Origin of the sequence: Spiroplasma endosymbiont of Melieria omissa (assembly GCF_964031175.1) — a bacterium.
Classification (GTDB): domain Bacteria; phylum Bacillota_I; class Bacilli_A; order Mycoplasmatales; family VBWQ01; genus Spiroplasma_E; species Spiroplasma_E ixodetis_A.
The window spans coordinates 264,977-287,332 of record NZ_OZ035012.1 but is presented as its reverse complement, the minus strand read 5'-3'; the positions used below and the strand labels follow the sequence as shown (position 1 = coordinate 287,332).

30 protein-coding genes, 4 tRNA genes and 3 pseudogenes are annotated in these 22,356 nt (G+C 23.0%); 20 read left to right on the top strand and 17 right to left on the bottom strand.

The window, feature by feature from the left end:
- Positions 1-25: 25 nt before the first annotated feature.
- Complete coding sequence (locus ACQH26_RS01890) at positions 26-889, bottom strand: hypothetical protein (RefSeq protein ID WP_425382685.1); 864 nt, start codon at positions 887-889, stop codon at positions 26-28.
- Positions 890-1,077: 188 nt separating this feature from the next.
- Here ACQH26_RS01890 and ACQH26_RS01885 point away from each other — a divergent pair, with 188 nt between their 5' ends.
- On the top strand, positions 1,078-1,302 hold the full coding sequence (locus tag ACQH26_RS01885; protein ID WP_425382684.1) for a hypothetical protein: 225 nt from the start codon (positions 1,078-1,080) through the stop codon (positions 1,300-1,302).
- A 34-nt stretch (positions 1,303-1,336) separates the two neighbouring features.
- On the opposite strand, the gene ACQH26_RS01880 is transcribed toward ACQH26_RS01885, so the two are convergent.
- The 4 genes from ACQH26_RS01880 to ACQH26_RS01865 all read right to left on the bottom strand — a co-directional run bounded on the left by ACQH26_RS01880 (position 1,337) and on the right by ACQH26_RS01865 (position 3,421).
- Positions 1,337-1,804, bottom strand: a complete 468-nt coding sequence (locus tag ACQH26_RS01880; protein WP_425382683.1) for a hypothetical protein — start codon at positions 1,802-1,804, stop codon at positions 1,337-1,339.
- A gap of 71 nt (positions 1,805-1,875) precedes the next feature.
- Positions 1,876-2,019: a hypothetical protein gene (locus ACQH26_RS01875; protein WP_425382682.1), complete on the bottom strand. Its 144-nt coding sequence runs from the start codon at positions 2,017-2,019 to the stop codon at positions 1,876-1,878.
- A 26-nt stretch (positions 2,020-2,045) separates the two neighbouring features.
- Complete coding sequence (locus ACQH26_RS01870) at positions 2,046-2,591, bottom strand: hypothetical protein (protein WP_425382681.1); 546 nt, start codon at positions 2,589-2,591, stop codon at positions 2,046-2,048.
- Positions 2,546-3,421, bottom strand: coding sequence for a hypothetical protein (locus ACQH26_RS01865; protein WP_425382680.1), 876 nt, complete (start codon positions 3,419-3,421; stop codon positions 2,546-2,548). The genes ACQH26_RS01870 and ACQH26_RS01865 overlap by 46 nt, the downstream gene beginning before the upstream one ends.
- A 184-nt stretch (positions 3,422-3,605) precedes the next feature.
- On the opposite strand from ACQH26_RS01865, the gene ACQH26_RS01860 reads away from it, so the two are divergent.
- The 4 genes and pseudogenes from ACQH26_RS01860 to ACQH26_RS01845 form a co-directional block, all read left to right on the top strand.
- Positions 3,606-4,395 (top strand): IS5 family transposase gene (locus ACQH26_RS01860; RefSeq protein ID WP_425382679.1). Its coding sequence is split into 2 segments (ribosomal slippage): positions 3,606-3,866 and positions 3,868-4,395, totalling 789 coding nucleotides; the frame shifts between segments, so codons are not numbered across the junction.
- A 131-nt stretch (positions 4,396-4,526) separates the two neighbouring features.
- A complete protein-coding gene (locus tag ACQH26_RS01855) occupies positions 4,527-4,886 on the top strand; it encodes a helix-turn-helix domain-containing protein (protein WP_425382031.1) in 360 nt (119 codons plus the stop codon).
- A 40-nt stretch (positions 4,887-4,926) separates the two neighbouring features.
- Positions 4,927-5,415, top strand: a complete 489-nt coding sequence (locus tag ACQH26_RS01850; protein ID WP_425381862.1) for an IS630 family transposase — start codon at positions 4,927-4,929, stop codon at positions 5,413-5,415.
- 3 nt (positions 5,416-5,418) lie between these two features.
- Positions 5,419-5,844, top strand: a pseudogene (locus tag ACQH26_RS01845) (transposase); the annotation flags it as partial.
- On the opposite strand, the gene ACQH26_RS01840 reads toward ACQH26_RS01845, so the two are convergent.
- The 4 genes and pseudogenes from ACQH26_RS01840 to ACQH26_RS01825 all read right to left on the bottom strand — a co-directional run bounded on the left by ACQH26_RS01840 (position 5,800) and on the right by ACQH26_RS01825 (position 9,710).
- Complete coding sequence (locus tag ACQH26_RS01840; protein ID WP_425382678.1) at positions 5,800-6,168, bottom strand: IS630 transposase-related protein; 369 nt, start codon at positions 6,166-6,168, stop codon at positions 5,800-5,802. The pseudogene ACQH26_RS01845 and the gene ACQH26_RS01840 sit on opposite strands and share 45 nt — an antisense overlap.
- A 569-nt stretch (positions 6,169-6,737) precedes the next feature.
- Positions 6,738-7,142: pseudogene (locus ACQH26_RS01835) on the bottom strand (transposase); the annotation flags it as partial.
- Positions 7,143-7,327: 185 nt separating this feature from the next.
- Positions 7,328-8,488 (bottom strand): hypothetical protein, encoded by a 1,161-nt coding sequence (locus tag ACQH26_RS01830; RefSeq protein WP_425382677.1) that lies wholly within the window; start codon positions 8,486-8,488, stop codon positions 7,328-7,330.
- A gap of 58 nt (positions 8,489-8,546) precedes the next feature.
- Complete coding sequence (locus ACQH26_RS01825; protein WP_425382676.1) at positions 8,547-9,710, bottom strand: hypothetical protein; 1,164 nt, start codon at positions 9,708-9,710, stop codon at positions 8,547-8,549.
- A 274-nt stretch (positions 9,711-9,984) separates the two neighbouring features.
- On the opposite strand from ACQH26_RS01825, the gene ACQH26_RS01820 reads away from it, so the two are divergent.
- Genes ACQH26_RS01820 through ACQH26_RS01810 form a run of 3 tightly spaced genes read left to right on the top strand, consistent with a single transcriptional unit; the run spans position 9,985 to position 11,252 of the window.
- The gene (locus ACQH26_RS01820) at positions 9,985-10,344 is read left to right on the top strand and encodes a helix-turn-helix domain-containing protein (RefSeq protein WP_425381863.1); all 360 of its coding nucleotides are present in this window, start codon (positions 9,985-9,987) and stop codon (positions 10,342-10,344) included.
- A 40-nt stretch (positions 10,345-10,384) separates the two neighbouring features.
- Complete coding sequence (locus ACQH26_RS01815; protein WP_425382140.1) at positions 10,385-10,873, top strand: IS630 family transposase; 489 nt, start codon at positions 10,385-10,387, stop codon at positions 10,871-10,873.
- Positions 10,836-11,252 carry a hypothetical protein gene (locus ACQH26_RS01810; protein WP_425382675.1) on the top strand — a complete coding sequence of 139 codons (417 nt, stop codon included), beginning with the start codon at positions 10,836-10,838 and terminating at the stop codon, positions 11,250-11,252. The genes ACQH26_RS01815 and ACQH26_RS01810 overlap by 38 nt, the downstream gene beginning before the upstream one ends.
- Positions 11,253-11,403: 151 nt before the next feature.
- Here ACQH26_RS01810 and ACQH26_RS01805 read toward each other — a convergent pair whose 3' ends face one another.
- Both ACQH26_RS01805 and ACQH26_RS01800 read right to left on the bottom strand, forming a co-directional pair.
- A complete protein-coding gene (locus tag ACQH26_RS01805) occupies positions 11,404-12,060 on the bottom strand; it encodes a hypothetical protein (protein WP_425382674.1) in 657 nt (218 codons plus the stop codon).
- 379 nt (positions 12,061-12,439) lie between these two features.
- Positions 12,440-12,679 (bottom strand): annotated as a pseudogene (locus ACQH26_RS01800) (IS3 family transposase); the annotation flags it as partial.
- A gap of 47 nt (positions 12,680-12,726) precedes the next feature.
- Between ACQH26_RS01800 and ACQH26_RS01795 the strand changes: the two are divergent.
- Positions 12,727-13,516, top strand: a protein-coding gene (locus ACQH26_RS01795) for an IS5 family transposase (RefSeq protein WP_425382673.1) whose coding sequence is annotated in 2 segments (ribosomal slippage) — positions 12,727-12,987 and positions 12,989-13,516 — 789 coding nt in all. Because the reading frame shifts where the segments join, the coding sequence is not laid out codon by codon here.
- Here ACQH26_RS01795 and ACQH26_RS01790 read toward each other — a convergent pair.
- Both ACQH26_RS01790 and ACQH26_RS01785 read right to left on the bottom strand, forming a co-directional pair.
- On the bottom strand, positions 13,502-14,110 hold the full coding sequence (locus ACQH26_RS01790; protein WP_425382672.1) for a DDE-type integrase/transposase/recombinase: 609 nt from the start codon (positions 14,108-14,110) through the stop codon (positions 13,502-13,504). The genes ACQH26_RS01795 and ACQH26_RS01790 overlap by 15 nt on opposite strands.
- Before the next feature lie 41 nt (positions 14,111-14,151).
- Positions 14,152-14,430: a transposase gene (locus ACQH26_RS01785; RefSeq protein ID WP_425382671.1), complete on the bottom strand. Its 279-nt coding sequence runs from the start codon at positions 14,428-14,430 to the stop codon at positions 14,152-14,154.
- Positions 14,431-14,795: 365 nt separating this feature from the next.
- Between ACQH26_RS01785 and ACQH26_RS01780 the strand changes: the two genes are divergently transcribed.
- The 11 genes from ACQH26_RS01780 to ACQH26_RS01730 all read left to right on the top strand — a co-directional run bounded on the left by ACQH26_RS01780 (position 14,796) and on the right by ACQH26_RS01730 (position 18,394).
- A complete protein-coding gene (locus tag ACQH26_RS01780; protein WP_353306524.1) occupies positions 14,796-14,918 on the top strand; it encodes an IS630 transposase-related protein in 123 nt (40 codons plus the stop codon).
- Positions 14,919-14,995: 77 nt separating this feature from the next.
- Positions 14,996-15,343 carry a transposase family protein gene (locus tag ACQH26_RS01775; RefSeq protein WP_425381897.1) on the top strand — a complete coding sequence of 116 codons (348 nt, stop codon included), beginning with the start codon at positions 14,996-14,998 and terminating at the stop codon, positions 15,341-15,343.
- Positions 15,344-15,347: 4 nt separating this feature from the next.
- Positions 15,348-15,842 (top strand): transposase family protein, encoded by a 495-nt coding sequence (locus ACQH26_RS01770; RefSeq protein WP_425381872.1) that lies wholly within the window; start codon positions 15,348-15,350, stop codon positions 15,840-15,842.
- A 48-nt stretch (positions 15,843-15,890) separates the two neighbouring features.
- On the top strand, positions 15,891-16,088 hold the full coding sequence (locus ACQH26_RS01765) for a hypothetical protein (RefSeq protein ID WP_425382670.1): 198 nt from the start codon (positions 15,891-15,893) through the stop codon (positions 16,086-16,088).
- A gap of 40 nt (positions 16,089-16,128) precedes the next feature.
- Entirely contained in the window at positions 16,129-16,617 is a 489-nt protein-coding gene (locus ACQH26_RS01760) for an IS630 family transposase (RefSeq protein WP_425381862.1), read from the top strand.
- Between the two features lie 96 nt (positions 16,618-16,713).
- Positions 16,714-16,788 (top strand) — tRNA-Asn (locus ACQH26_RS01755).
- 24 nt (positions 16,789-16,812) lie between these two features.
- Positions 16,813-16,887, top strand: a tRNA-Glu gene (locus ACQH26_RS01750).
- Between the two features lie 56 nt (positions 16,888-16,943).
- Positions 16,944-17,019: transfer RNA gene (locus ACQH26_RS01745), tRNA-Lys, on the top strand.
- A gap of 5 nt (positions 17,020-17,024) precedes the next feature.
- Positions 17,025-17,109: transfer RNA gene (locus ACQH26_RS01740), tRNA-Leu, on the top strand.
- 213 nt (positions 17,110-17,322) lie between these two features.
- Entirely contained in the window at positions 17,323-18,141 is an 819-nt protein-coding gene (locus ACQH26_RS01735) for a Cof-type HAD-IIB family hydrolase (RefSeq protein WP_425382669.1), read from the top strand.
- 100 nt (positions 18,142-18,241) lie between these two features.
- Positions 18,242-18,394, top strand: a complete 153-nt coding sequence (locus tag ACQH26_RS01730; protein ID WP_425382668.1) for a hypothetical protein — start codon at positions 18,242-18,244, stop codon at positions 18,392-18,394.
- A gap of 209 nt (positions 18,395-18,603) precedes the next feature.
- Here ACQH26_RS01730 and ACQH26_RS01725 read toward each other — a convergent pair whose 3' ends face one another.
- The 4 genes from ACQH26_RS01725 to ACQH26_RS01710 form a co-directional block, all read right to left on the bottom strand.
- A complete protein-coding gene (locus ACQH26_RS01725; RefSeq protein ID WP_425382667.1) occupies positions 18,604-18,876 on the bottom strand; it encodes a hypothetical protein in 273 nt (90 codons plus the stop codon).
- A gap of 60 nt (positions 18,877-18,936) precedes the next feature.
- A complete protein-coding gene (locus ACQH26_RS01720; RefSeq protein ID WP_425381862.1) occupies positions 18,937-19,425 on the bottom strand; it encodes an IS630 family transposase in 489 nt (162 codons plus the stop codon).
- A 40-nt stretch (positions 19,426-19,465) separates the two neighbouring features.
- Positions 19,466-19,825: a helix-turn-helix domain-containing protein gene (locus ACQH26_RS01715; RefSeq protein WP_425381863.1), complete on the bottom strand. Its 360-nt coding sequence runs from the start codon at positions 19,823-19,825 to the stop codon at positions 19,466-19,468.
- 126 nt (positions 19,826-19,951) lie between these two features.
- Positions 19,952-22,249, bottom strand: a complete 2,298-nt coding sequence (locus ACQH26_RS01710; RefSeq protein WP_425382666.1) for a heavy metal translocating P-type ATPase — start codon at positions 22,247-22,249, stop codon at positions 19,952-19,954.
- Positions 22,250-22,356 lie beyond the last annotated feature (107 nt).

The following is a 22,356-nucleotide window of genomic DNA, read 5'->3' as shown; positions in this document are numbered from 1 at the left end:
TTTTAAATTTTAAAACAAAAAAAAGTTATTGAATTAAAGCCATTTTTCAACCATTAATTAAAGTTTTTAAATCTTGAATAGTTTTAGTAATAAGTAGTGTTAATTGGGCACTTAAAAAATAAGTTAAATTCTTCTTAAAAATAGCAATTAAAAGTTTTTTATTATTATCAGTAATAGAAACTTGGTGATCAAAATTAGTAAACATTTGTTTTTTAAATTGCCATGTTAAAATTATAATTTTAGTTTTAGTATATGCTTTTACTGGAAATTGTTTATTAATAATATTAGGTAATGAAGAATTACTAAATAATGTCACTCAAGTTTTTTTCATTAAATTAAAAATTGTAAATAAATTATCACTAAACATTTTTCATGAAAAAAAACCTAATCAATAGTAAAAGAACACTAAAATTAGTATTGAAACAAAGTTATTTATTGATGGTAATGATATTTTAATCATAGTAAAATTAAATTGTAAAATAATAACAATTATAATAATTGACAAAATAGTAAAACGCATCACTTTCATAATCTGATTATTATTACGACTTAAAAAACTAAAACAAATAAATAAATGTAAAATCGAAATCAATGATAGCATTGGTAAACTTTCTAAATCTAAAAAATTAATATTAATTACCATTTCTTGAACTGGTAATAAAAATAAACAAAATTGTGCTAAAAATCATAAACTAAATTGAAGAATAATGATTTTTGTTTTATTAAATATTTTTTTATTATTAATACTATTTTTATGAAAATTAATAGTAATTAAAAAAGTTAATTTCATAATTAAAAGTAAAAAAAGAACTGGTAAACCAAAAAAAATAAATAATTGTTCAAAATTATTAATACTATTAATTTTTAAAATATTACTACTACGTAACATTATATTCACCTTTAAATAAACTTTGCTATTATTATAATTATAAACTATTAAAATTAAATAATGCAATTATTTAATTTTAGATAGTATTCAAATATTCAAAAAGAAAAGGAAAAAAGAAAATGTTATGAAACTGCTGTATTAAATTCTTTAATAATAATTTTGATAATGAATATTAATATTTACAACCTATGGATTTAAACTATATGTACTACCCCACTACTAATTATCAAACTACTACATCTACTACTAAAACAATAGTTGTTCAACAACCAACTAAAAATACATCAACAGTTTTTTCAAATAGAAAAATTATTTCAAAACCATTGAAAAAAAAGATACAAGAAATTAATTTTAATAATATTACTATTTTTGAAGAAGAAAGTGAAAATCAAACTAAACATATATCTTTATAAATAAAAAGAGTTAATAAATATTTATTAACTCTTTTTATTTATAACTATCTTTAATTTTTTTAAAAACCATTGTTTTATAATCTTTGCTACGATAATCATCAAAAACAAATATACCTATAAAATGATAACCAATGCCTTTTGATTTTTCTTTTATTTTTACAAAAGTAACAAATTCTACTTTATCTTTAATATATTTTTCACCCAATTTTTTTCTTTTTTCACTTGTACTAGTACTATTAAATTGATAAATAACATTTCAATCTTCTGACAAAAAATTTGCATATCCTGTTTTAATTACTTCTTCTTTTTCGCTATTTGGAGTAATCGTTAAAAATCAAACTTGTTGATAATCATTTATTTTATAACCACTTTTTAATATTGATACACCATCTTCATTAGTAAAAAGAGTACTTAAAACCTCAAAAATTGTTTTAAATAATATTCTATCTTTGATAGTTATTTCTTTCTTGAATAAAATTGTTTTTAGTACGTCATTGTTCACTATATGGTCATCTCTATATAAACTATAACATAATTTTAATGATTCTTATTTATACGAAATAATAATACTAATTACATTGTAAATAATTTTGGTTGTAAACAAAATCCTGGTGTTAATTCATCAGCAATATGAACGTCTTCTCAATTTTCAGTTGAGACTGAAAATTGTTGACCTGTAGGTACTAAAACCGATAGTGGTGCAACTACTTCCATCATTTCACTAACTACTAATGTTTTTGATACTATTTTTTTTCAATAATTGGGTTAATATGAATACAAGATTTTATATCATAACTATCAGTAAATGCCACTAAATTTTGATTGTACTGTGATAACATTTGTATTTTTTTATTTAAAGTTGTCAACTTCTGACTACCTTTTTTATTTAAAGTTTCTAACTTTTCTTTTTCTAAAACTAATTGTTTTTTTTCTTTAAGTAGTTTTTGAACTTCTTCAGTTGTTTGATTACCAATCTTTGTTAATTTACCTTCTAGTAAAGAAATATTTTTTTCTTTCTCTTTTATTTGCATGCCATTTTCTTGTTGAATAGTTTCTAGTTTTATTTTTTCTACCTTTAATTGATTAACTTCCGTAACTAATTTTTGATTTTTATCTTCTACTGTTATTAATGTTTGTTGTGTTTTTGATAATTCTTGATTTAATTTTTCTAAATCTTGGTTATTTTTATAATTTCTACTTTCTAATCTTTCTTTTTCTAAAACTAACGCGAACTCTTTTTTTATTAATCTTTCAATACTTTTATTTTTTTGATCACGAATATTTCTCACTTTTTTTGTACTTTTTCTAAATTATTACTTATTTGATTTATTTTTACACTATTTTGTTGCTTAATTTTTTCTAACTTTGTTTTCTCTCTTTCTAAGGTAACAACTTTAGAAACTAAAAATTTAGTTTCATCAATTAATAGTTGTACTTTTTGCTTTTCTGCTATTAATTGTTGTTCTAATATTGCTGTTTCTTCTGCAGATTTAACTTTTGTTTTATCCAATTCTTCTTGTGTTTGCTTTAATTGTGCTTCTAATTCATTAATTTTTGCTTGTAAAATTTGATCTTGACTTAAAATTTCTGTTTTTTCTTCTTTTGCATCATTTTCTTGTTTTATACTTTGTTCTTTAATGTCATTTTCTTCTAAAATAACATCAATTTTAGTAATATCTTTTTCAAGTAAAGGCGTTGAACTATTTATTGTAGATGATTCTGAATTTTCTGTTTCATTAGTATTAATAAATTTTAAATGTTCATTTTTTTTGTTGTCTTTTTTCTTATTTTTTCTTTTTTTAACATTTGTTTTCTTTGTTTCTATTTTATGAGAGTTATTAAAACTTTCTACTTGCATTAACGTTTCATTTTTTGAAACATCATTATCATTTAAAACTTCTTGCAATTTTTGCTTTAACTTTTTAATCATTTCAATATTACTATCAATATTTTTTTCAATCTCGCTTAAATATTGCATTGAATCATTTTCATCAAAAATTTGATTTACAATTTTCGTTAAAGGCAATGAAGAAGTAACTGGTTTTTGAAACATTTCAAAAATAATTTTTGACAAATCAAAAATATTTTGAATTTTTAATTTAATTCCCTTAATTTTCAATTCATTCTTTTTAGATTTATTATTTTTAAAATCATAAATTTTATTTTCATATTCATCGAATAAATTTACAACTTCCTTTTTAAAAATTTTATCAAGTTCTTCAATATTTAATTTAGAACCTGTTTAGAATCTTTTCGAAAATAATGTAAAATGATTATATATTTTAAAATCAGAGGTATATATTATGCATAAAAATTATCCAAGTCATGTCACCAAAGAACAATTTGAGAACATAAAATCAATTTTAGAAAATAGCAAAAAGAAAACAAAACCAAGAAGTTTAGATTTATATGAAGTATTTTGTGCAATTTTATATGTATTAAAAAGTGGTTGTCAATGAAGAATGCTACCAAAAAATTTTCCAAAATGACAAACTGTATATTATTATTTTCAAATTTGAAGTAAAAATAACGGTAAAGAAGCTAGTGTATGGCAATTAATTTTAAAAAAAATTGGTTAAAAAAGTTCGTATCAACAATAATCGCAAAGAACAAACTAGTTTTTGTATAATTGATTCGCAAAGTGTTAAAAATACAGATACTACTGAAAATAAAGGTTATGATGCTGGTAAAAAGATTTCAGGAATAAAGCGTCATATTATTGTTGATTCTCAAGGTTTACGACATGCAATTTACATAACCACAGCAGAAAAAACAGATCGTAATAGCGCTATAATAATGATTGAAAATGAAAAAGAAAATCTTTCTGCAGTTCAAAAAATAATAGTAGATGCTGGTTATACTGGTGAAAAATTTGCTTCTGAAATCAAAACAATCATAAATGCAAATGTTGAAATTATAAAACGCAATGAACTACATACTTTTGTAGTATTACCAAAAAGATGAATTGTAGAACGAAGCTTTGCTTGATTAGAAAAATACAGAAGATTATGAAAAAATTGTGAAAGAAAACTAAATACTAGTTTACAAATGGTTGTTCTTTCCTTTATTTCAGTTTTATTAAAAAGATTCTAAACAGGTTCTTATAGCTAACTAAAGTAATATTTACTCATAAATAATGTAAAATAATAATATGTAATTTAAACAGTTTTTGAATTTAAAAGTACAATTCAGCAATAATTAAAATAGATTAGGAAGATTAAATTATGCCAAAACCATACAGTGAAGACTTACGAAGAAAAGTAATAGAAGCTTATGAAAGTAAAAATATGAAAATTAAAGAAATTTGTAAAGTGTTCAATATCACTAGAAAGACTTTATTTTTATGAAGAAAAAGAAAAAAAGAAACTGGGCATATAAAACCAATTTTGAATTATCAAAAAGGACATAGCCACAAAATAAAGGATTTAGATGAATTAAAAAATTATTTAGCAGATAATAAAGATGTTACAGTTCAAAAAGTAATTGATAAATTTGGAAATATGACTAAAGAAACAGTTTATAACTATTTTAAAAAACTAAATTATACATATAAAAAAAACTTTTCTATATGAACAAAGAGATAAAAATAAACAAGAAGATTTTTTAAAAGAAATAGCTAAAATAATGAATGAAGATTTAGTATATATTGATGAATCTGGAATTGATGATAATGAATTTTATAAATATGGTTGATCTGAAAAAGGTAAAAGATTATTTGATAATAAACCCGCATATAAAATAAAGAGAATGAGTATAATTGGTTCACTAAATAAAGGTAAATTAAAAGCCTTATGAGCATTTGAAGGACATTGCAATAGTAAAATTTTTGAATCATATGTTAAAAATAAACTAATTCCAGTATTAAAGCGTGGACAAATTATAGTTTTAGATAATGCAACGTTTCATAAATCTAAATTAACACAACAATTAATTGAAAATGCTGGATGCAAACTATTATTTCTTCCGCCATATTCTCCTAATTTAAATCCAATTGAACATTTTTGATTTGCTATAAAACATAATATAAGAAAAATATTACCAAATTATTGACCAAATATTAAAAAAGCGATTGATTTTGTTTTTCAAGATATGAGTAAACATTACTTTAGTTAGCTATATATTTGCTTATTAATTGACCTATTTAACCGCGAAATTATTGGACATAGTGTAGGTACTAGAAAAGATGCCTTATTAGTACATCAAGCATTTATGCAATCAAATCGCTGTTTAAAAGATATTCAAATATTTCATAGTGATTGTGGTAATGAATTTAATAATAAAATTATTGATAAACTTTTACTAGCATTCAATATTACTCGCTCTTTAAGCAAAAAAGGTTGTCCTTATGACAATGCTGTTGCTGAAGCAACTTTTAAAACTTTCAAAACTGAATTTATTAATGATAAAAATTTTAGATCATTAATCCAATTAAAATTAGAATTATTTGATTACATCAATTGATACAACAACATAAGAATCCACAGCACTTTAAACTACTTAACTCCAGTTAATTATCAAAAACAAATGTCTACCAAAAAATAGTCCTAAAAAGTGTTGCCATTCCAAGTTATAAACTGTTTCTTTAGTTATATTTCCAAATTTATCAATTACTTTTTGAACTGTAACATCTTTATTTTCTGCTAAATAATTTTTTAATTCATCTAAATCCTTTATTTTGTGGCTATGTCCTTTTTGATAATTCAAAATTGGTTTTATATGCCCAGTTTCTTTTTTTCTTTTTCTTCATAAAAATAAAGTCTTTCTAGTGATATTGAACACTTTACAAATTTCTTTAATTTTCATATTTTTACTTTCATAAGCTTCTATTACTTTTCTTCGTAAGTCTTCACTGTATGGTTTTGGCATAATTTAATCTTCCTAATCTATTTTAATTATTGCTGAATTGTACTTTTAAATTCAAAAACTGTTTAAATTACATATTATTATTTTACATTATTTATGAGTAAATATTACTTTAGTTAGCTATATATGATTGAAATGTTAATGAAATATTTAAACGTTGTGGTATTCATATACCAAGTCAAAAGAAATCTGCACAACAATCAGTTCCCGAAAGTACAGCAGTAAATATTTCAACTATTAATTATATTGAACAAAAATTATGACAATTTAATATCGATAATCTTAAATTTATTCAAATATTAGTAAGTGTAGATAAAGATTTATTAAATAGTAAAACATTTAATATTAATGATGAACAAGAAATTAATAATTTAACTGTTAAATTAAAATTATTTAATCCCGAAAATAACCAATTAATAGGAGAGAACAATGGACAACAACAAACCACAAACGAAGTTTCCACAGAAACAAACTAAACTCAATCAAGCAGAAGTAGAAAATGATTATTTAATTGATAATATTCCTTATGATTTTACAAATATGATGGGTGCTACTAGTGACCCTGATATTACTTGCAACTGCATTCTAATATCTGATAAAGTCATTCCTTTGGCATATAGTGAAAGAACTTGTTGATCAAAGCCATCAAATCTTCTCTGTCTTTTTGCAACTATTACAGGAGTAAAATCACTATTACGATCTCTTGGTACATTAATTTCAATTTTACCTTGTTGAGTTATTAATTTTTTTGAACTTATACCATTACGAGCATTTTCACTATTACTATGTTGATTTTTTTCATACCCTAAATAATTTTGCATTTCAGAATTTAACATCTTTTCTACTAATCTTTTTGTTAATTCTTTATATAATCCTCCTTCTTTAAATACTGTTGTTAAATCTTCAGTATTTTCTAGTAATAAATCTACTGCTTTTGATATTGGATCATTATTATTAATACTTTGTTTTTTAGCCATCTGTAACTCACTCTTTCTAGTCATTTAATTATATTTACTAGAATTAATTAAACATAGTTATTTTTGTAAGTTACACAGATTACTAAACATTACCGCCTTATTTCCTATAAGTTCTTATGGTTTTAATAACATAATTTTATTTTTCTTGTATTTAACTAAACTCAAATTTCCAATTCATATTTTTTTTATAATGTTTTAGGCAAATCAATTCTAAAAAAATTATCTAATTTTTCTCATGCAATATTACGTTGACTTTCTTCAGTATCTATTCACTGATCAAAGGCTTCGGCAAATAAATCAAAATGTGATTCTCGGCCATATTCACTTCTCACAATACCATATGCTAAAAGTTTTTGATAAATTGGATCGTTAATTTTTGTACCATTTGCTAATGATGAAATCATATAATTAGTTTCATCAGTTATTTCTCTTTTTTCTAGATTATCTTTTAATAAATAAGATGAATTAAAATAATTATTTCATCATTTTTTAGGATCATTATCTGCAAATGAATTTATTCTTTGTTTTCCTTGAAAATTTAAACGAATAAAAGAACCTAAAGCATGACCATATTCATGAACAATTGTTCTAATAATACTTTTTGAAGCTTTATAACCACTAACATATTGCCAATATTGAGTTCTTTTACTAAGAGAATTTGGATTTATTGCCATAACTTGAACTAATGAATAATTTTGAAATTGTGAATCATAAACATAACCAGATTTAACAAAGCCAAATAAACCATTTTTATTAATTTTAGCTACTCGATATAAAAGTTTAAGAACATTTTTTTTGCCATAAATTTGTGCAAATATATTATAAAATCGAACTAATTTATCTTTTATCTCTGCTTTTTCAGTAGCATTTATTGTAGATGAATTAATTAATGTATCCCAATTAACATTTGTATAAGTTTTGCCAAGATTAGTAGTATTAATTTGATTTTGTAAATCAGAAAAGTCTGTAAAATTACTCTTATTATTTGCTAACAAGTTAAATTCATTAATCGACTCTTTTTTTGCCTGATATTGAATTTTTTCTTCTAAATTAGTAACAAAGTTTAATTTTTTACTAGTTTTATTAAATCAATTTTGCGAATTTTTTAAATATCATTGTTTTAAACTAGCCACATCTTCGCCTTCAAAAAAATTTATGCGATCACTTACTACTTTATTAATTCTCTTATTGATATCAGGAACAATATAATTACCAGAAATATCTTGCTCATTTTCATCAGCAAAATCATAATCATTATTAGTACAACCCCACCTACAAGCAATAACATTTATTGTTGTTGCACTAACCAAAATATAATTTAAAAAAAATCTAATTATTTTTCTCATAACTTTATCTCCTGAATCTATATTTAAATAATTAGGGATTTATATTAATTTAATTATGTTATCATGAAATATTTAACTTATAATAAGGGATTTCTGTATAACTTTCTGATACTTTTGTTGAAAAAGCAAATATTTTTGATCCTGGTTTAGGAGTTATTTTTGCAGTTTTTAATTTTTTATTAAAACCCTCAATAAGAAATTCATTATATAAAATATCTTTATACTTATCAGCAAATTTTTTACCAAGTGTTTTTACTACAACATCATAAAATAATTTATTTTTATTATTTTCTGTATATAATCCTTCTAACTTAATATCAATTTCTTCATCATTTTTTGGTTGTTTACCTTGGTAGTTAATAAAAACTCGATTATTTTCTGTTGGTAATGGTAAAAAGTTTGCTTTAAATGATGAATAATTCATAATATTTTCAATTGCAAAACTAAATTCAATCTTTCCTTCATTATTAAAATTGGGAAAACTTAACTCATATATTTTTAATGCTGAACTAGTTAAAGCAGATGTAATCTCATTTTCATAAAATTTTATTAATTTATTACGATTTCCTAAATATTCCATAACTGTTGCAAATCTCCCAAATTGACTTGTTGGATGTAAGAATGTGCTTTTTTCATACATATCAGTATTAAAATAAATTTTTCCAAGATTTTGTTCATAAAAAATATCCGAAAATTCTACTGGCTTATTTAAAATATCTATTTTCCCTTGAAAGTGACTATTACTTTTTGATATTAAAGAAATATTTTTATTATCTTGATTAATTAGTACATCTAAATCATTATTAGAAAACTTAGTACCATTCATAATATTAATTGCTTCTAAAATTAAATCTTTATCAACTATTCCGTTTTTTTCAAAACTTTTACTATAAGGCAATGCTTTTTTAGTTATTATTTGACTAATATCATTACTTAGTCAAAGCAAATTAACCTCTTTAACTAAAAAAGGTAAATCTGTTGTATCTGGCATATAACGAATAATAGCCTTTGTCATTCCATCTAACATATCAACATCAATATTATCAGTATTCATTTTTTCTTTTCTTAATTCACTTTTCAAACTAAATGAATTAGGAATTATAGTATAAGTTTCTTTAATACTATTATTTATTTTGCTTAGATTCGTACTTAATACATTTCCAAAAGTTCCTACAGTTGTTCCAAATGTTAAAAAACTTAATGTTGCTAATAATAACTTCATAAATTAAAACCCCTTTATATTGATAATGTAATTCTACATGATTTCTATGTTTACTTCTTTCTAATTATTTTTACCATTAATAGTATTCATTATGACAAATAATACTTAAGTTATTATTATATTTAATTTAAAAAAATGATTAATAAAGCATATATAGCTAACTAAAGTAATATTTACTCATAAATAATGTAAAATAATAATATGTAATTTAAACAGTTTTTGAATTTAAAAGTACAATTCAGCAATAATTAAAATAGATTAGGAAGATTAAATTATGCCAAAACCATACAGTGAAGACTTACGAAGAAAAGTAATAGAAGCTTATGAAAGTAAAAATATGAAAATTAAAGAAATTTGTAAAGTGTTCAATATCACTAGAAAGACTTTATTTTTATGAAGAAAAAGAAAAAAAGAAACTGGGCATATAAAACCAATTTTGAATTATCAAAAAGGACATAGCCACAAAATAAAGGATTTAGATGAATTAAAAAATTATTTAGCAGAAAATAAAGATGTTACAGTTCAAAAAGTAATTGATAAATTTGGAAATATGACTAAAGAAACAGTTTATAACTATTTTAAAAAACTAAATTATACATATAAAAAAAACTTTTCTATATGAACAAAGAGATAAAAATAAACAAGAAGATTTTTTAAAAGAAATAGCTAAAATAATGAATGAAGATTTAGTATATATTGATGAATCTGGAATTGATGATAATGAATTTTATAAATATGGTTGATCTGAAAAAGGTAAAAGATTATTTGATAATAAACCCGCATATAAAATAAAGAGAATGAGTATAATTGGTTCACTAAATAAAGGTAAATTAAAAGCCTTATGAGCATTTGAAGAACATTGCAATAGTAAAATTTTTGAATCATATGTTAAAAATAAACTAATTCCAGTATTAAAGCGTGGACAAATTATAGTTTTAGATAATGCAACGTTTCATAAATCTAAATTAACACAACAATTAATTGAAAATGCTGGATGCAAACTATTATTTCTTCCGCCATATTCTCCTAATTTAAATCCAATTGAACATTTTTGATTTGCTATAAAACATAATATAAGAAAAATATTACCAAATTATTGACCAAATATTAAAAAAGCGATTGATTTTGTTTTTCAAGATATGAGTAAACATTACTTTAGTTAGCTATATAAGTATTTTTAATAATCAATTTGCCTTTCCTATTGATAATAATAAATCTGCTATGATTAAAGCTCCTACATCAGAAGAAATAAATATTTATCTTTCAAGATTTTCTAAAAGAAAAACGGATAGCGGTTCAACTATAACATATTATGGTAAAAAATATTTTCCTTATAAAAATAACAAAATTCAATACATACAACCTAGAACTGATGTAATTGTACTTAAATCGTTTATTAATGAGTTATATCTTAGTTACAATCATCAAATATATCAACTAAAAGAAATAGCATTAAAACCAATTATTAAAGACAATTTGATAAAAACCAAAAAAGTTTATATACCAAATAAAAATCATCCTTGAAGATATAGATATCAATAATTTCTAATTAAAATTAAAAATCTATTCTATGAGGTATTTGATTTTTTGAATACTAAACCATATAAATTTTTAAAACGTTTGTATATAAGCAAATTTGGTTGCTTAAAATTGATTTTAAATATACAAAAAGATTGCAATTGTAATAGACTTATTATTTTACCATTTTTGGTATTTTATATTCACTTGCTGAAATTTGTTCTTGAAATGAATTTATATTTTTAATCATATCTATTGGATTTGAAACATTTTGTATTTGATTTTTTTGAATTTCGGTAAAATAAAATACACAACTATTTAACGATTTTGTTACTAAATCAAATTCTTGTTTTTGAATTTTTAATGTTTTTACATTATTTTTAATAACATTTTGATTATTATTTTTTTTATTTTTTAAATTTAATAAAATATTTTCAAATTCTATTTTTTTATGCTTGTATTTTTCAATTTTTTTTATTAAATTTTTATTTTTATTATAAAAACTCAATGTAAAAATTATAAGTAAATTATTTTTTCATTTACTAATTTTTTTTGAATTTAAAAATGTAATATATTGATTATTTTTTGATATTTCTTCATTTATCTTTTCTACATATCTAAATTTTATATACCTGTTGTTAAAAATTAATTTTTTATTTTTGCGTTCAATTTTCTCAATAGGATTTTTATATATGTTTTCTATTTTAGTATATATAACATCAAGTAATCTAAGATTTTCTTTTACTTCAAAATTTTCATCTTCTAAACCAAATAAAATTTTAGAAACGTTTTCTTTTATTTCATTTTGTTTTTTAAATTTATTTTTTATCATTTTTAATTCTTCAATTTTTTTTCTTTAATTCATTTATATTAATAAAATTATTAATATAATCATTAAAAATAATTTCTTGATTTTCAATTGCCATAATTTCAACTTCTTTCAAAATAAAAACTCAGTTGCTTTCTTATTAAAAAGCAATGAGTTAAAAACTTATATTAAATTTTTATAAATTGATTATACAAAATATTTTAAAAAAGTTCGCAAATAAAAATTTGGAACTAAATTTTTTAAAGATTATTTGAAATCTGTATTTATTTAACACTTTAACTTTCCAAAATAATTTCCCAAAAGTAAAGTTATTTTATACTACCAAATATTTAATTTAAAAAATCTCTAATTAGAGATTTTGGAATAGCAACCCTTTTTAGGACTATTTTTTGGTAGACATTTGTGCTTGGTATTTAGTGGGAGTTAGGTAGTTTAAAGTGCTGTGGATTCTTATGTTGTTGTATCAGTTGATATAATCAAATAATTCTAATTTTAATTGGATTAATGATGTAAAATTTTTATCATTAATAAATTCGGTTTTAAAAGTTTTGAAAGTTGCTTCAGCAACAGCATTATCATAAGGACAGCCTTTTTTGCTTAGAACCTGTTTAGAATCTTTTCGAAAATAATGTAAAATGATTATATATTTTAAAATCAGAGGTATATATTATGCATAAAAATTATCCAAGTCATGTCACCAAAGAACAATTTGAGAACATAAAATCAATTTTAGAAAATAGCAAAAAGAAAACAAAACCAAGAAGTTTAGATTTATATGAAGTATTTTGTGCAATTTTATATGTATTAAAAAGTGGTTGTCAATGAAGAATGCTACCAAAAAATTTTCCAAAATGACAAACTGTATATTATTATTTTCAAATTTGAAGTAAAAATAACGGTAAAGAAGCTAGTGTATGGCAATTAATTTTAAAAAAAATTGGTTAAAAAAGTTCGTATCAACAATAATCGCAAAGAACAAACTAGTTTTTGTATAATTGATTCGCAAAGTGTTAAAAATACAGATACTACTGAAAATAAAGGTTATGATGCTGGTAAAAAGATTTCAAGAATAAAGCGTCATATTATTGTTGATTCTCAAGGTTTACCACATGCAATTTACATAACCACAGCAGAAAAAACAGATCGTAATAGCGCTATAATAATGATTGAAAATGAAAAAGAAAATCTTTCTGCAGTTCAAAAAATAATAGTAGATGCTGGTTATACTGGTGAAAAATTTGCTTCTGAAATCAAAACAATCATAAATGCAAATGTTGAAATTATAAAACGCAATGAACTACATACTTTTGTAGTATTACCAAAAAGATGAATTGTAGAACGAAGCTTTGCTTGATTAGAAAAATACAGAAGATTATGAAAAAATTGTGAAAGAAAACTAAATACTAGTTTACAAATGGTTGTTCTTTCCTTTATTTCAGTTTTATTAAAAAGATTCTAAACAGGTTCTTAAAGAGTGAGTTATGTTGAATGCTAGTAAAAGTTTATCAATGATTTTGTTATTAAATTCGTTACCTCGGTCAGTATGAAATATTTGAATATCTTTTAAACAGCGATTTGATTGCATAAATGCTTGATATACCAATGATGCATCTTTTTTAGTACCTACACTATGTCCAATAATTTCGCGGTTAAATAGATCTATTAATAGGCAAATATAGTTTCATTTGCCATTAACTTGAACATAAGTTAAATCACTAACAATAACTTCATTTTTAATTCTATTATTAAAGTCTCTATTAATTAGATTGGTTATTTGACTATCGTTGACTTTGTTATTATGATTTTTGAATGATAATTTAGTATATTTTGATATTAAATTATGCTTATTCATAATTTCTTTAATTTTTCGTCTTGATAAATAAATTTTTTGGTTTTTTAGTATGACTTTTAATCTTCTTGTTCCATAAACACATTTATTTTCTTTAAAAGCACTAATAACAGCTTCATCATACATATTATTTTTAATTTTATTTTCTTTTTTCTTTAAATTAAAATAATATGTTGATTTAGAAATTTTTAAAAAATGACACATTGTGCGAATTTTATATTTAAACTTATTGTTTGTAATAATTTCTATTTTCTGCCTATTATTAGTGCTGCTTGCTTTAAAATATCATTTTCCATTCGTAATTGTTTTAATTCTTTTTTTAATTTAATTAATTCATTTTCTTCAACAGAACGATTATCTTTGGTTTTAAAACTGCCTGAATTAGTAAATTGCTTAATTCAATTATAAGTAGCTGCTCTTGTAACATTATATTCTTTAGCAAGACAAGACACTGACTTACCACTTTGATATAAAGCTACTATTTGTTTTTTAAATTCATCGGTATATGAGTTAATATTGGCCATAATTATAGTTCCTTTCTTTTAATTAATTTGTTCACTTGTCTACGTAATTAGTGTCCAATAAAGTGTAACCCATCCACTGTTGCTGATTTTAAATTAGTAATAAATTCAGAAAGTAAACAAAAACAATTTGATTCTCTAGTTCAAATATTGAATATAAATGTTAGTACTCAGTTCCATGCTAGAGTTGATGATGGTCCAGTAGTAACAGGAAATTTTAGAAATTTAAAAGTTTATTTAGCAATATATAGCTAACTAAAGTAATATTTACTCATAAATAATGTAAAATAATAATATGTAATTTAAACAGTTTTTGAATTTAAAAGTACAATTCAGCAATAATTAAAATAGATTAGGAAGATTAAATTATGCCAAAACCATACAGTGAAGACTTACGAAGAAAAGTAATAGAAGCTTATGAAAGTAAAAATATGAAAATTAAAGAAATTTGTAAAGTGTTCAATATCACTAGAAAGACTTTATTTTTATAGACTTACTGCATAACTAGTTAACTTTTCATTATTTTGTTATTATTAAAATAAAATTTGAATAGTTAAGGATAAATTTTATGACATATTTTGAATTAAAAGATAAACCGGATCAATATTTTCGTAAAATAGTTGGTATTAATAAACTAGTTTTTAATGAAATTTTAAATATTTTATTAGATCATCAAAATCTAAAAAATACCACTGGTGGAAGGCCATATAAAATGTCAATAGAAGATAGACTAGTAATGACTTTAAGATATTTATATGAAAATCGTACATATCATAGTATTGGTGCTGAGTATGATATGGTTGATACTACTGCTTTACGAAATATTCGTTCAATTGAAGACATTTTAATAAATAATAATAAGTTTAATAATTTAACAAATAAAAATATTTTTTTAAAAAGAAGAATTCAAAAATAAAATTTTGATAATTGATGTAACAGAAGTAGAAACAGAACGACCAAAATATAATCAAAAAGATTGATTTTCTGGCAAAAAATGAATGCATACTGTTAAGTTTCAAACCATAATTAATGCACATACTAATGAAATTTTAAATATTTTTCCTGATACTGGTAAAAATCATGATTTTAAAACTTTTAAAAATTCAAAGTTAGAATTTTTGTCAGAAACTGTAATTCTTGCAGATAAAGGTTATCAAGGTTTACAAAAAATTCATAGTAATACATTTTTACCCATTAAAACTAGTAAAAATAATCCTAAAACAAGTAAAATTAAAATTTTTAATAAGATTATTAATAAAACTCGCAGAAAAATTGAACATGTTTTTGCATTTTTAAAATGTTTTAAAATTATTGGTTATAAATTTAGAAAAGGTAGAAAACGAATATTTTTAAGATTTAATTTAATTGCAGGATTTTATAATTTATCATTAAAACTTAAAAACGTTATGCAGTAAGTCTTATGAAGAAAAAGAAAAAAAGAAACTGGGCATATAAAACCAATTTTGAATTATCAAAAAGGACATAGCCACAAAATAAAGGATTTAGATGAATTAAAAAATTATTTAGCAGAAAATAAAGATGTTACAGTTCAAAAAGTAATTGATAAATTTGGAAATATAACTAAAGAAACAGTTTATAACTATTTTAAAAAACTAAATTATACATATAAAAAAAACTTTTCTATATGAACAAAGAGATAAAAATAAACAAGAAGATTTTTTAAAAGAAATAGCTAAAATAATGAATGAAGATTTAGTATATATTGATGAATCTGGAATTGATGATAATGAATTTTATAAATATGGTTGATCTGAAAAAGGTAAAAGATTATTTGATAATAAACCCGCATATAAAATAAAGAGAATGAGTATAATTGGTTCACTAAATAAAGGTAAATTAAAAGCCTTATGAGCATTTGAAGGACATTGCAATAGTAAAATTTTTGAATCATATGTTAAAAATAAACTAATTCCAGTATTAAAGCGTGGACAAATTATAGTTTTAGATAATGCAACGTTTCATAAATCTAAATTAACACAACAATTAATTGAAAATGCTGGATGCAAACTATTATTTCTTCCGCCATATTCTCCTAATTTAAATCCAATTGAACATTTTTGATTTGCTATAAAACATAATATAAGAAAAATATTACCAAATTATTGACCAAATATTAAAAAAGCGATTGATTTTGTTTTTCAAGATATGAGTAAACATTACTTTAGTTAGCTATACATTGCCGTAATCAAGAAAAAAATAAAAAAAACTTTATTAGTTATTGCAAATTATACTTTTCTTCAATATAATAATTAAGGTTTAGTAAATGCCCGGTTAGCTCAGCGGCAGAGCATTCGACTGTTAATCGAAGTGTCATAGGTTCAAATCCTATACTGGGCGCCATTATTCTAAACTCTTGTTTTCTACGGCTCGTTGGTGAATTGGTAAACACATAGGATTTTCATTCCTACATTACGGGTTCGATCCCCGTACGAGTCACCATTAATTAATATTTAGACTGCAAGTATTATAATTACTTGTTTTTTATTCCCCTAGATGTCTCGTTAGCTCAATTGGCAGAGCATCAGACTCTTAATCTGAGGGTTGTAGGTTCGAAGCCTATACGGGACACCAAAAATGCGGAATTGGCGAAACTGGCAGACGCACCAGATTTAGGCTCTGGCGCCGAAAGGCATGAGGGTTCAAGTCCCTTGTTCCGCACCATACATTATTTTGTTAACCTTTATGTTTTTCATTAAAGGTTTTTTCTTTTTTAACATTTTTATATAATAAAAAATTAAAATAAAATATTATGTTTAAAATATAATATTTTATTTTAATTTAAGAAATTTTATTCTATGGAAATATATAGTATTTTATTATTTTATCTTTATAATATTAATAAAATAATAGAAAAAAGAAAGCAGGAAATGATTGATGGTAAAAATAATTTTTACTGATGTAGATGGTACTTTATTTGATAGTGGCAGTGCCTTAAGTGAAATTAATCTTAATGCTTGTTTAAAAGCTCAAAAAAATAATATTAAAGTTGTAATTAATACAGGTAGATATGGTGAAAATGCTATTCGTGTTGGTAAAATGATTAATGCTGAACAATATGATGGTTATATTATTGGTAATGATGGTGCTGAAATTTGATCATATACTAAACAAAAATGAATTTATTTACAACAATTAAATTCAGAAACAACAATTAAACTTTATGAATGATTAACCAAATATAATAAACAAATGATTTTACATTTTAATAGTATTGATACTTTGTATGTTAACCATGCGGCTAATAGTTGAAGTACATGAGTTGAAAATCTGCAAATTAAAATTATTAAGTTAACTAATAGTACTGATATTAAAATGCCAATCTCAAAAGTAATGGTTATTTTAGAAAAATATTGAAAGGCTAATGAAATTACAAAATTCATTAATAGTTTTGAAACTAACTTTCCAGATTTAATAATTGTTCAATATCATACAAATGTTTTTTCAATTGGTAATAAAAACATTAATAAAGGTTCGGCACTACAATGATTATGTAATCATTTAAATATTGACACTAAAGATGCATTAACGATTGGTGATGGATTTAATGATTTACCAATGTTTGAAGTATCTGGTCATCCAATAGTAATGCAAAATGCTAATATTGCTTTAAAACCATATGGTAAAACTATTGCTCCAAATAATGATGAACATGGAGTTGGATACATTATTAATAATTATGTTTTTAAAAAATAAAAACTTAATATTTTTAAAAATATACTCTTATAGTTTATTAAAACACTAATAATTAAAATATATTATAATAATATAAGAAAAGTGAAAGGAGAAGGAAAATATGGCAGCAAAAAAACCTACTGTTTTTAATATTTTTATGAAAACTACATTGCCAAAAGTTAAAGCAGAACACTCAGAATTAAAACACACTGAGGCTTTTGGAAAAGCAGCAGCATTATGAGCTAATGCTGAAGAAAATCCTAAAAACAAATAGATAGACAGATAATTGCTTAAAAGAGTCAGATTTTAAATCTGACTCTTTTAAATATAAAAAAATATTGAAATTTTAAAAAAACACTAAAATTGCTATACAAATCAACAATGATAAAGTATAATCAAAATACTTACCTAGTAGGGTTATAGAGAAAGGTAAGTTTTAATTTTTAAAATTATAAAAAAAGTTACCTTAATTGGTAACTTTTTTTATAATTTTGATAAACTTCATTTATTTTGACTTGTTGATGGTTTATCAATATCTTCTAAATTAATTGTTTCTCAATCATTATTTTCTCTTTCTTTTACTAATAGAGAAAGTTTGTTCTTATAATCATCAATTATCAGTTGATTAATTCTAATCAACTTTTCATCAGGCTTTGGTTCAAGATTATTTTTTTCTTCTATAATACATATCATTTCCTGTAAAATAGATATCTTTTGATCAAGCTCTGCTTTTTTTTCTTCATTTTGTCTAGCCATTTAAATTCCCCCTTTTAAAAAATTAAAGTACTTTTTTATTTATTATTAATTTATATATAGCTAACTAAAGTAATGTTTACTCATATCTTGAAAAACAAAATCAATCGCTTTTTTAATATTTGGTCAATAATTTGGTAATATTTTTCTTATATTATGTTTTATAGCAAATCAAAAATGTTCAATTGGATTTAAATTAGGAGAATATGGCGGAAGAAATAATAGTTTGCATCCAGCATTTTCAATTAATTGTTGTGTTAATTTAGATTTATGAAACGTTGCATTATCTAAAACTATAATTTGTCCACGCTTTAATACTGGAATTAGTTTATTTTTAACATATGATTCAAAAATTTTACTATTGCAATGTCCTTCAAATGCTCATAAGGCTTTTAATTTACCTTTATTTAGTGAACCAATTATACTCATTCTCTTTATTTTATATGCGGGTTTATTATCAAATAATCTTTTACCTTTTTCAGATCAACCATATTTATAAAATTCATTATCATCAATTCCAGATTCATCAATATATACTAAATCTTCATTCATTATTTTAGCTATTTCTTTTAAAAAATCTTCTTGTTTATTTTTATCTCTTTGTTCATATAGAAAAGTTTTTTTTATATGTATAATTTAGTTTTTTAAAATAGTTATAAACTGTTTCTTTAGTCATATTTCCAAATTTATCAATTACTTTTTGAACTGTAACATCTTTATTTTCTGCTAAATAATTTTTTAATTCATCTAAATCCTTTATTTTGTGGCTATGTCCTTTTTGATAATTCAAAATTGGTTTTATATGCCCAGTTTCTTTTTTTCTTTTTCTTCATAAAAATAAAGTCTTTCTAGTGATATTGAACACTTTACAAATTTCTTTAATTTTCATATTTTTACTTTCATAAGCTTCTATTACTTTTCTTCGTAAGTCTTCACTGTATGGTTTTGGCATAATTTAATCTTCCTAATCTATTTTAATTATTGCTGAATTGTACTTTTAAATTCAAAAACTGTTTAAATTACATATTATTATTTTACATTATTTATGAGTAAATATTACTTTAGTTAGCTATATTATCTAATATTTATATTTTCTTCATTTAAAAATTAATGAATTTCCAACAACAGTTATATCAGAAAGAGCCATTGCAATTGCAGCCAACGGTGGAATAATAAATCCGGCAGCAGCTAATGGAATAATGATAATATTATAACTAAATGCTCAAATAAAATTCATTCAAATATTATTTTTAGTTTTTTTAGTTAAAACAATAGCCTTATAAACAATACTAATATCATTATCAAGAATAGTAATATCACCAATTTTTTTAGCAATATCACTACCAGAGCCCATTGCAATCGCTAAATCAGATTGTTCTAAGGCAATAACATCATTAATACCATCACCAACAAACGCTACTTTTTTACCTTTTGCTTGTAAATCAGCAACAATTTGTGATTTACCTTGTGGTGTAACATTAGCAAAGTATGTTTCTATCCCAACACGATTAGCAATAGCAAATGTTTGTGATTCATTATCACCACTAATTAAAATAACCTCAATTCCCTGTTTTTTAACTTTTTCAATTGTTAATAATGCATTTGTGTGTAATTCATCTTCTAAAATAAAAATATTAGTAACAACTTTATTAATTGCCAATGCCAATACTTTCTGTCTAGGAGTAACTGTTTCAAAGTCAAATGTTTTTAGAAATGGACTAAATGGCATTTTTGCTTTTTGTAAATTTTCAAGTGATGAAATTTGTAATTCTTCAGTTTGATATTTTGCTTTAATACCAAAACCAATTTGTTCTTTAACCTCGGTAATTGTCAATGATTGTCCAACATTATTAGTATTAGAATATAAAGAAAAAACTAAAGCCAAAGGATGTGTTGAATGCTTTTCCATAGCAATTGCCTTATTAACATGTTTTTCTTGACCATAAATTTTAGTAATAACCAAATTACCAGTAGTTAATGTTCCTGTTTTATCAAAACAAATGGTATCAATCTTAGTAATTTTTTCAAAAGCACTAGCCTTATTATAAATGATTCCTATTTTTGCTGCTTTATTAATTCCAACAGCAACTGCTAATGGTGTTGCAATTCCTAATGCACAAGGACAAGCAATTATTAAAGTTGCAATTGCAATTTCTAATGATTCTTGCACACCATTACCTACTGCAAAATAACGAATAAGAAAAACTAAAATGGCAATTAAAATAACAGTTGGTGTAAATCACCCAGAAATTTTATCAGCCAATTTTTGTAATTTTGGTTTCTGAGATTGTGCATCTTCAACTGCCTTAATAATACTTGCTAATACTGTGTCTTTACCAATTTTAGTTGCTTTCATCCTAAAACTATCACCAACATTATTAGTTCCACCAATTAAATTTTGGTTAACTTGTTTCGTAATAACTTGCGATTCACCAGTTAACATTGATTCATTAATAAATGCTTCTTCACTAATTAATTGACCATCAGTAGGAATATTTTCACCTTTTCGAATAATTAAAATATCATTTAATTGTACATCTTCAATATTAATAAAAGTTTCTGTTTTGGTATTATAATCATATTTTAAGATTGATTTTGGCTTTAATGACATTAAACTTTCTAAGCCACTAGTAGCCCTTTTCTGTGCAACAGCACTAATTAAATCACCAAGTAAAACAATCATAATAATTGAAGCACTAACTTCAAAATATAAGTGTTCGGTTTTATTAATTATCATTAAATAAATAGAAAAAATAAATGCCGTTGTTGTTCCTAGTGCTACTAAAGTATGCATACCAGGTCATTTTTGTTTAATTAATTCTCGATAAATACCAATATAAAATTTATGACCAAAATAAAATTGAATTGGAATTGCTAGTGCAAGTTGAACATAAGGATTACGTAAACTATCAAAAAATGAAGTATTAGGTATCATAATTAATAATAATGGTAGTAACAATATTCAACCAATAATAAGTTCAATTAAATCACGTAATTTAACATTATGTTGATGATTATGATGTTGTTCTGACATATGAGATTGATGTTGTTCACTACTATGACTATGACTACTATGATCATCTGTAATATCTTTCATATCAACTTGGTGACTCGTTTTTATATCTTTAATCTCAGTTTCAAACTTACAAATTTCATATCCTAAATGATGCATTGCTTTTTTAATTTTTTTTTCATTTCAAAACTTAGGATCATAACTAAATTGTGCTTTTTTAGTAGCAAAATTGATACTAACAGTAATACCATCTTCTTTAGTAAAATGTCTTTCGATGACACTAGCACAAGAGGTACATGAAACATCTGACAGTACTGCTCTACTAATAACAAAATTATCATTTATATCACTTGTATTATTCATATTAACTTCATCTCCTCAAATTTTAATATTTTAATCTTTTTTATTATTTTTTAAAACACAATATATACAAAAATAAATTATACACATTTTAATGTTAAAAAATATTA